Annotated in this window: 9 protein-coding genes, 1 pseudogene and 1 riboswitch; of the genes and pseudogenes, 6 read left to right on the forward strand and 4 right to left on the reverse strand. The window is 55.4% G+C overall.

Translation table 11 applies throughout. The features are described from left to right. A partial coding sequence (locus Q0L39_RS09285) for an alpha-glucosidase/alpha-galactosidase (RefSeq protein ID WP_296628614.1) occupies positions 1 to 874 on the reverse strand: 874 nt, incomplete at its 3' end. A 166-nt stretch (positions 875 to 1040) separates the two neighbouring features. On the opposite strand from Q0L39_RS09285, the gene Q0L39_RS09290 reads away from it, so the two are divergent. Then, positions 1041 to 1904 carry an AraC family transcriptional regulator gene (locus Q0L39_RS09290; protein ID WP_296628616.1) on the forward strand — a complete coding sequence of 288 codons (864 nt, stop codon included), beginning with the start codon at positions 1041 to 1043 and terminating at the stop codon, positions 1902 to 1904. Between the two features lie 64 nt (positions 1905 to 1968). Here the strand turns inward: Q0L39_RS09290 and Q0L39_RS09295 are convergent, their stop codons facing one another. Then, complete coding sequence (locus tag Q0L39_RS09295) at positions 1969 to 2655, reverse strand: energy-coupled thiamine transporter ThiT (protein ID WP_296628618.1); 687 nt, start codon at positions 2653 to 2655, stop codon at positions 1969 to 1971. 53 nt (positions 2656 to 2708) lie between these two features. After that, positions 2709 to 2820: riboswitch (TPP riboswitch) on the reverse strand. A gap of 282 nt (positions 2821 to 3102) precedes the next feature. Between Q0L39_RS09295 and Q0L39_RS09300 the strand changes: the two genes are divergently transcribed. Both Q0L39_RS09300 and Q0L39_RS09305 read left to right on the forward strand, forming a co-directional pair. After that, positions 3103 to 3981, forward strand: coding sequence for a MurR/RpiR family transcriptional regulator (locus Q0L39_RS09300; protein ID WP_296628620.1), 879 nt, complete (start codon positions 3103 to 3105; stop codon positions 3979 to 3981). Next, positions 3974 to 5233, forward strand: coding sequence for an NAD(P)/FAD-dependent oxidoreductase (locus Q0L39_RS09305; protein ID WP_296628622.1), 1260 nt, complete (start codon positions 3974 to 3976; stop codon positions 5231 to 5233). The genes Q0L39_RS09300 and Q0L39_RS09305 overlap by 8 nt, the downstream gene beginning before the upstream one ends. Before the next feature lie 39 nt (positions 5234 to 5272). On the opposite strand, the gene Q0L39_RS09310 is transcribed toward Q0L39_RS09305, so the two are convergent. Then, entirely contained in the window at positions 5273 to 5842 is a 570-nt protein-coding gene (locus Q0L39_RS09310) for a hypothetical protein (protein ID WP_296628624.1), read from the reverse strand. A 24-nt stretch (positions 5843 to 5866) separates the two neighbouring features. Continuing rightward, the gene (locus tag Q0L39_RS09315; protein WP_296628625.1) at positions 5867 to 6976 is read right to left on the reverse strand and encodes an ethanolamine utilization protein EutH; all 1110 of its coding nucleotides are present in this window, start codon (positions 6974 to 6976) and stop codon (positions 5867 to 5869) included. Between the two features lie 254 nt (positions 6977 to 7230). Between Q0L39_RS09315 and Q0L39_RS09320 the strand changes: the two genes are divergently transcribed. From Q0L39_RS09320 to Q0L39_RS09330, 3 genes and pseudogenes are all read left to right on the forward strand, one after another. Continuing rightward, complete coding sequence (locus tag Q0L39_RS09320) at positions 7231 to 7659, forward strand: hypothetical protein (protein ID WP_296628627.1); 429 nt, start codon at positions 7231 to 7233, stop codon at positions 7657 to 7659. Between the two features lie 39 nt (positions 7660 to 7698). Beyond that, on the forward strand, positions 7699 to 8178 hold the full coding sequence (locus tag Q0L39_RS09325; RefSeq protein WP_296628629.1) for a sigma-70 family RNA polymerase sigma factor: 480 nt from the start codon (positions 7699 to 7701) through the stop codon (positions 8176 to 8178). Then, positions 8175 to 8445: pseudogene (locus Q0L39_RS09330) on the forward strand (hypothetical protein); the annotation flags it as partial. The gene Q0L39_RS09325 and the pseudogene Q0L39_RS09330, both read left to right, overlap by 4 nt.

The raw sequence follows: 8445 nt of genomic DNA on the forward strand, positions 1-8445 counted from the left end.
TGATGCAGCGGCGCGGATATTCGTCCAGCGGGATGTTGTACTGCTCGATCAGCTGTGGGTAGCGGCTCTTGATAAACAGCGGATTGTATTCGGCGTTGTGCTCGCTCGACTCGGTGCAGTAGTAGCCCAGCCGGCGGATGTACTCGTAGCGGACCATGTCGTTGTGCTTTTCGGTGGCGTTTTTCTCGGCGGCACGGCGGCGGATCTCCGGATAGAGGTCGTTGCCGGTGCTGTCCTGAATCTCCAGCAGCCATGCCATGTGGTTGATGCCGGCAATCAGTTCACGACGGCCCTCCAGTTTATCCTGCATTCCCAGCGCCTCCAGCAGATGCTTGGAGCAGACCTGCACGCTATGGCACAGTCCCACCGTCTTGACGCCGGTGTATCTCTGCATATAACCGCTGAGCATCGCCATCGGGTTGGTGTAGTTTAACAGCCATGCATTCGGGCAGACCTGCTGCATGTCATCGGCAAAGTCCTGCATCACCGGAATGGTGCGCAGTGCGCGCATAATGCCGCCGATGCCCAGGGTGTCGGCGATGGTCTGGCGCAGTCCGTACTTCTTAGGCACCTCAAAGTCGATGATGGTGCATGGATCATAAAAGCCGACCTGAATGGCGTTGACCACAAAGTCAGCGCCGCGAAGCGCATCCTTGCGCTGCTCCTCGCCCAGATAGGTGTCGATGCGGGCGCGGTCGGCATTGATGTTGTGGTTGAGTGCGCGCAGAATGATTTCCGATTCCTTCAGGCGAAACGGATCAATATCGTACAGTGCAATCTCGCACTCGCGCAGCGCCGGTGTGCACATACAGTCGCCCAGCACGTTTCTTGCAAACACGGTGCTTCCTGCACCCATAAAGGTAATTTTCAACATAAACAGTTTCTCCCTTCTGTGATGATCGAGCCTCTCTCATACCCTGATTATAGCACAGCGGCAGAAAATTTCTATCTTCGTTTGTTGCTTTTCTTTATCAAAATGTTGCATCCTGCTCCTAAAACTGCTATACTTTCCGCAGATCATCCCAAAGGAGGAACCCGCGATGCCTGCCAATTCCGCCGACTGCCAGCAAAACAGCCAGACCTACTTTGAAGCGCTGGGCGGCAGCAATCAGCCCCGAAGCGATACCCTAACCCTCTATCTGTGCGGATGGGAACGATGCCGCCCAAGCCACGCCTTTGGACCTGCTGTGCGCCCGCACTATCTGTTTCACTATATCCGCAGCGGCAGAGGTCAGTTTTTCAGCCGCGGACATTGCTACCATCTGCACGCCGGACAGGGATTTCTCATCTGTCCAGGCGACTCCACCTACTACGCTGCCGACCGAGAGGACCCATGGTCCTACTGCTGGTTCGGCTTTGACGGACAGGACGCAGGCCGGATTCTGCACCAATGCGGGTTGTCCGCCGATGCTCCCATCTTTACCGATCGCAGCGGCGGTCAGCTGGAAGAACGATTGCAGGAGCTGCTCCGTCTCTTTGCCGATGGCGCTCCCAACGAATATGAGGTGCTCGGACGGCTGTATCTGGTGTTTGCACAGATGATGCAGCCGGTGCAGCAAACCCTCTCCGAACACAGCTACGCCCGACAGGCCGCCGAGCTCATCCGCTGCAACTACGGCTACGCCATCCAGATCTCCGAGATTGCCAGACACATCGGCATCGACCGCTCCCACCTGTATCGGGTGTTCTACCGCGTCTATCAATGTTCACCTCAGCAATACCTGATGGAAACACGGATGCAGGCCGCCTGCAAGCTGCTGCAAAATCCCGACATCTCCATCCCAGAAGCGGCGCTGTCCTGCGGCTTTCGGGAGCTGCCCGCCTTCTACCGGCAGTTTGGCAAACATTTTAGCCAGACTCCTGCCCAGTATCGTGCCGCGCTTCAAGCAAATCAAAATAAATAACAAACAAGGGAAACGCTGTATCTGACAGCGTTCCCCTTTGCTTATATAAATAGGATCACAGTTTTTACGCCTTGCATTTTTGCTGTGTAAGCATCTTCGGCGCTGCCTTTGCAATCAGGAAAGCGACCACAGCGGTCAGACCGACCTCCGGCACCAGGAAGAACAGGTTATAAATCAGCGAGTACAGCACATACAGCGTCTTGCCAGGGAACATCTCGACCAGCGTCTGTCCCCATGTAAAGAAGCCCTCCTGAGTAAAGAACCACTCGCCCCAGATGCCAAAGAAGATGGCGCCCGAGATGACGTGTGCCACATAGCGCAGCAGGCCGGCAAACAGGATGCCGCAGACCAGCGACAGCGGTTTGTTTTTGATTTTATTGCGGAAGGTGCCGCCAAAGCCCAGCACGGTGAACGCGACCACATAGTCCAGCAGAAAGATGCCAAAGGAAGCAAGCAGCGGACTGCCCGAGAAGAAGCCGCCGTTAAACACGCCGTTTTCGACGCCCAGTGCCGCCGCCGTAAAGGTGCCCTCGGCGATGCCTTGGATGCCCTGAATGAGGCTAAACGCAAAGGCGGTCACTAAGCCCCATTTGTTGCCGTAGCGGTACGCTACCAGAATCACCGGCAGCATACAGCATGGGGTGATCGAGCCGCCAAACGGCAGACGAAACAGCACAATAAAGGACAGGATGGTGGACAGGGCGATCATCAGCGCACTTTCGACCAGGCGCTTTGTCTGAAAGGATTGCATACAATTACCTCCATAAAATAAAAAATGTCGCCCCGGATAAGTGGCGACAGAAAGCAACGTGTATTGCAGATCCCTCCGCCGGCATTACCCGGATCAGGTTTAGAGTTCAAAGGTCCGATTCCCTTTGTCTCAGCCGCAAATGGTGCAGCACCCCTTCTTATTTTGACGAATCCAGTCTATCAGAGTTTTTTTGCTTTGTCAACCGTCCTTCCTGACGAAAAAGCCAGCTTAGTGCCAGAAAAAATTCATTTTCTCGCAGAATTTGCAGGAATTTCCCTCTTTTTCTTGCATTTTTTCTTGATTTTTGCAGGGATTCGGTCTAAAATATAGATTAGCCACAGCGACAAACGGGATCGCTGTCTATTGCTTTATGATGTTCGCCCTGGCGGCGTTCTTTTCGTCTTATTCACCCTACAATATACAATCGCTCACAAGGAGACTGCTGTGATGTATACCGATTTTCTAAATCAAATCGAAGCGCGCCTTCCTGAATTTTCCAAAGCGCAGAAGGTCATCGCCCACTATATTTTGGAACACTATGAAAAAGCTGCATTCATGACCGCTTCCCGTCTGGGAGCCACGGTCGGCGTCAGCGAATCCACCGTCGTCCGCTTTGCCTCCGAGGTCGGCTGCGACGGCTATCCGCAGCTGCAAAAAGGATTGCAGGAGATCATCCGCAACCGTCTGACTTCGGTGCAGCGCATGGAGATCACCAGCGACCAGATCGGCCGCAACAACGTGGTATCCAAGGTTCTGTCGATGGACATGGAGCGCATCAAGCACACCATGGACGAGCTGGACACCCAGAAGTTTGACGAGGCGGTGCAGAAGATCATCCGCTCCCGCCGCATCTATATCATCGGCGTGCGCAGCGCCGCTTCGCTTGCAGGCTTTTTGCAGTTTTACTTTAACCACATCTTCGACAACGTCCACCTCATCAACACCACCAGCACCAGCGAGATGTTCGAACAGCTGTTCCGCATCACCGAGGAGGACGTGCTGATTCCAATCAGCTTCCCGCGCTATTCCCAGCGCACCCTCAAGGCGGCGCAGTATGCCCGCAACAAAGGCGCCGACGTCATCGCCGTCACCGACTGTGCCGCTTCGCCGCTGGCCTCGGTGGCAAACATCAGCCTGCATGCCCGCAGCGACATGTCCTCGTTTGTCGATTCGCTGGTAGCGCCGCTGAGCCTCATCAATGCGCTCATCGTCGCTGTCGGACTGGAGAAGCAGGAGGAAATCAGCCAGACCTATGCCCAGCTGGAGCATATCTGGGACGAATACAACGTCTACGAAAAAGCGGAGGACGAATCTTTCCATGGATAAACACTATGATACCCTGATCGTGGGCGCCGGTGCCGCCGGACTGATGGCCGGCATCACGGCTGCCCGCCGCGGTCAAAAGGTTCTGCTGCTCGAAAAGATGGAGCGCCCGGGACGCAAGCTGCTCATCACCGGCAAAGGCCGCTGCAACGTCACCAACTGCTGTACCGTCGAGGACTTCATGAACAACGTCCTGAGCAACAAACGTTTTCTGTACAGCTGCTTAAACGCCCTGAACCCCTATGAGGTGATGGGCTTTTTTGAGGAATGCGGCGTTGCCTTAAAGGTGGAGCGCGGCGAACGGGTCTTTCCTGTTTCCGACCGTGCCGCCGACATCGTGGATGCGCTGGTCAACACCGCCACCGACGCCGGCTGCCGGATCACCCGCGCCTGTGTCAAGGAGCTTTGCATCGACACCGACAGCGAAGGCAAGCGCCGGATTGCCGGCGTGCTGACCGAGGACGGACAGACCATCGTTGCTTCGTCGGTCATCATCGCCACCGGCGGCAAGAGCTATCCCGCCACCGGCTCGACCGGCGACGGCTATCGTCTGGCGCGGCAGGCAGGACACACCGTCACTCCGCTGCATCCGTCGCTCATCCCGCTGGTCTGCCGTGAAAAATGCTGCCGCGACATGATGGGATTGTCTCTTAAAAACGTCACCCTGTCGGTGGTGGATACCCGCTCGGGCAAAGAGGTTTTCTCCGAGCTTGGCGAGATGCTGTTCACCCACTTTGGCGTGTCCGGTCCGCTGGTGCTGAGCGCAAGCTGCCACATGCAGCCGGACAAAGGCGGACATCTGGACCACTATAAACTGTACATCGACTGGAAACCAGGCTTGAGCGAGCAGCAGCTGGATGCGCGGATTCTGCGCGACTTTGCCCAGTTTGTCAACAAGGACTTCATCAATTCGCTGGGACAGCTGCTTCCGAAAAAGAGCATCCAGATCATCGCCGCAAACAGCGGTATTCCGTTTGACCAGAAGATCAACCAGATCACCAAGGCTCAGCGCGCCCAGCTGGTGCAGGCGATCAAGCGCATGGAGCTCACTCCTACCGCCTTCCGTCCGATTGAGGAAGCGATCGTCACTGCCGGCGGCGTGGATGTAGCACAGGTCACTCCCAAGACGATGCAGTCCAAGCTGGTCGAGGGATTGTTCTTTGCCGGAGAGGTGCTGGATGTAGACGGCTACACCGGCGGCTTTAACCTGCAGATTGCCTTTTCCACCGGCTTTGCGGCAGGAACTTACTGTTAAAACAAAACGGCAGCAGACCGACCGGTCTGCTGCCGTTTGTTATCGACACCCATCGGCAAGCTCCAGCAGCATGATGCAGCGCAGCTTGCCTCCGTATTTTTCCTTCTCCATCGCCGAATGCAGTCCGGCATGTTCCAGCGCCCGACGGCTGGGCAGATTGTGCGGAGCCACGGTGGACATCACATAGCGGGTGCGTCCATCCTGCCGCAGCCGCTCGACGCACAGCGCACACATCCGGCTGTGCATCTTCCATCCGCGATAGTTCGGGTCCGCCATGGCGATTTCCAGGTGTGCCACCTGACCGAGTTTTTCCGGCGGAAGGTTTATCTCGTGGCCGAGGTTTTCCTCGTCCGGCGGATACAAACAGCCGATCAGATAGGCGGGTGCTTTTTCTCCCGCCGGAAAAACACCCAGCGCAAATCCATGCGCCAGCAGATAACGCCACTCCTGCTCGGAGAGCGGAACAAAGGTGTCCTTGTCCTCCACAGCATCAAACGTTTGCTGCTGAAACTGCAAAATCAGCGGAAGGTCGCTCTGCTCCATCTGCATCAGCGTGCAGTCAAGGGTCTGCGTTTGACGGAAAAAGGAAATGGAAGAAACAGCTTTCATCGGGAAATCCTCCTTTATTTAACTTTATCTGACTGCCTGCTGGACTTCGGTGTCCTCTATGGCTTCTGGATCATACGGTGGAGAGAGCAGCATGGCGATGCCTGCACCGACCACACCGCCGACCAGCTTGGACAGGATAAATGCCAGCACAGCGCCGCCTTCCACCGAAGCGACAAAGGCAAGCTGTCCGCCAAAGACAAAACCGGAGGTGACGGCGGCAGCTGCGTTCATCAGCTGGCCGCGGCGATCCATCTTGTCAAACACCGAGAACATCGACACCGAGGTGATGAGGTTTAACAGCATTCCGATGATGGCAAACTCGTTGACATGGATTTTGACTGCCAGCGACAGGATCGGGTGCATCAGATATTTGAGCACCAGATGGGACAGAATAAACGAACCGCAGACGATGACCGAGATCTTAAAGACGATGGTCAGCACCTCGCCGATGAGGGCAGGATCGACAAATTCCACCGCCGGCAGTCCGACAAACACCTGCACCACCACCAGCGCAAACAGCACGATCGCCAGCAGATTGATGCCGCGTCCGACCAGAGCGAAGGCGCGTACCGCCTTGTCGCCGCCGTAAAAGATGCACAGCACCAGCAGCACGCAGATCACCAGCACCGGTACCAGCGACACCAGCAGCTGTTTTGGTCCCATGCCGCTCAGCAGTCCGCCTACAATCAGGGCAGCCGGCGTCGAGATGATGCCATAGACCATGCCGGTCATCAGCGTTTTGGAGTCCTCTCCTTTGACGCTGCCCAGTGCAATCGGCAGCGAAAACGAGATGGTGGCGCCCAGCGTCGAAGCCAGCAGAATACCGGAAAAAATCTTCTGTGCGGGATCCTGGCAGAGGATATCGGCGATGGAATAGGCGCCCATATCCACCGCCAGCACGCTGCTGACCAGGATGGTCGGGTCGAGCGGCAGCGAAACGCCCTGCAGGACCACTGCCAGCCACCGTCCCAGCATCACCGAGAAGCAGTAGACACCGGACATGGTCAGCGCAAGCGATCCCATCATGGTCATGCCGCGGTCAAATTCTTCGGCAAGTCCAAGGCGTCCGCCGATGATTTTATCAAATAATCCCAGCATCGCGCAGAGAAGTAAAACAGCAATCGGAAAATTCATGGTTCTCACTCCTGTATCAATGAATAAAGCAAATCTATTTTAGCACAATTCATAAAAAATACAAGAGTTTTTGACGAATACATGAATTTACACAGAAAATTCATCGCAGCAGAGCATAAATATCAGCATCTTTTAAAAGGCTCTGTTTTTCTGAAATTTTTTTAGGCGGTATGAAAGGATTTTGTCTTCCCAATCGTATTGAGGGTGAAAGGGTAAAAAAACAAAATCTGTTCATACAATATGGAGGTATTCTTATGAAAAAAACAATCCTGGCTTCTGTTCTTGTGGCAGGCATGATTTTCACCGGTGCTGTTTCTTCCTATGCGGCAGGCCACTGCGGACGCAATGCCGGTCTGGGCGTCTGCGGTGCAAACTATGTAGACAGCGATGGCGACGGCGTCTGTGACAACTGGGCTTCCCGCTACTGCACCGGAAACTTTGTGGATGCAGACGACGACGGTATCTGCGATAACTGCGGTGCTGCTCACCACAGTGCAAACTTTGTCGATGCAGATAACGATGGCGTCTGCGACAACTGCGGCTCCACCCATCATGGAGTCAACTTTGTCGATGCAAACGGCGACGGCATCTGCGACAACCGCGGCACCGGCTACGGCAATGGAAATGGCAGCGGCTGCCATGCAAACGGCGGACACCACGGCAGAGAAGCCTGCCGCGCATAACGACAGAAACGAACGATTCATGTACACGAGGGTGAGGGTATGCACAGCGAACAGGAGGCCAATCGGGCAATCGAGCTGTATTCAGATATGATACGCAAGATCTGTATGCTGCATCTGAAAAACTATGCGGACACCGAGGACATCTTCCAGACGGTGTTCATGAAATATCTGCTGCACACGGCTCCCTTTGAAAGCGAGGAGCACGAAAAGGCGTGGTTTATTCGGGTGACGGTCAATGCCTGCAAGGATCTGCTCAAAAGCTTTTTCCGGCGCAACGCTGTGCCGCTGGAGGAGCTGAGCGAACAGGCCGCTGCCCTGCCCGAACAGGACCGCGAGGTATTGGAGGCGGTGCTGGCGCTGCCGTCCAAGTACAAGGATGTGGTCTACCTGCACTACTATGAAGGCTACTCCGCGGCGGAGATCGGACGCATTCTGAATAAAAACGTCAACACCGTCTATACCCTGCTGTCCCGCGCACGCGAACAGCTCAAACAAACGCTGGGAGGTGACCGTCTGTGAGCAATCCTATTCGACACGCTTTCGAGCCGATTCAGGCCGAACCGGAACTGAAAACCAAAACCGCCGCCTTTGTCCACACGGCACTTGCCCGCCGTCGAAAACAGGTGGTGCGCCGCTTTGCGCTGGCCTGCTCGCTGGTGCTGGTGGTGGGAATGGTCGGTGTATTCTCCTACTTTACACCTGCCAGCGCCATCAGCATCGACGTCAATCCCTCCCTCGAATTGACGCTGAACGTTTATTCCCGCGTCATTCGGGCAAACGCCTACA

Origin of the sequence: uncultured Negativibacillus sp., from assembly GCF_944388365.1 — a bacterium.
Lineage (GTDB): Bacteria > Bacillota > Clostridia > Oscillospirales > Ruminococcaceae > Negativibacillus.

What these genes read in the sequence shown, in the direction of transcription:
- Q0L39_RS09290 (WP_296628616.1), top strand. Translation starts at nt 1,041, where the DNA reads ATGCCTGCCAATTCCGCCGACTGCCAGCAAAACAGCCAGACCTACTTT.
- Q0L39_RS09295 (WP_296628618.1), bottom strand. Translation starts at nt 2,655, where the DNA reads ATGCAATCCTTTCAGACAAAGCGCCTGGTCGAAAGTGCGCTGATGATC.
- Q0L39_RS09300 (WP_296628620.1), top strand. Translation starts at nt 3,103, where the DNA reads ATGTATACCGATTTTCTAAATCAAATCGAAGCGCGCCTTCCTGAATTT.
- Q0L39_RS09305 (WP_296628622.1), top strand. Translation starts at nt 3,974, where the DNA reads ATGGATAAACACTATGATACCCTGATCGTGGGCGCCGGTGCCGCCGGA.
- Q0L39_RS09310 (WP_296628624.1), bottom strand. Translation starts at nt 5,842, where the DNA reads ATGAAAGCTGTTTCTTCCATTTCCTTTTTCCGTCAAACGCAGACCCTT.
- Q0L39_RS09315 (WP_296628625.1), bottom strand. Translation starts at nt 6,976, where the DNA reads ATGAATTTTCCGATTGCTGTTTTACTTCTCTGCGCGATGCTGGGATTA.
- Q0L39_RS09320 (WP_296628627.1), top strand. Translation starts at nt 7,231, where the DNA reads ATGAAAAAAACAATCCTGGCTTCTGTTCTTGTGGCAGGCATGATTTTC.
- Q0L39_RS09325 (WP_296628629.1), top strand. Translation starts at nt 7,699, where the DNA reads ATGCACAGCGAACAGGAGGCCAATCGGGCAATCGAGCTGTATTCAGAT.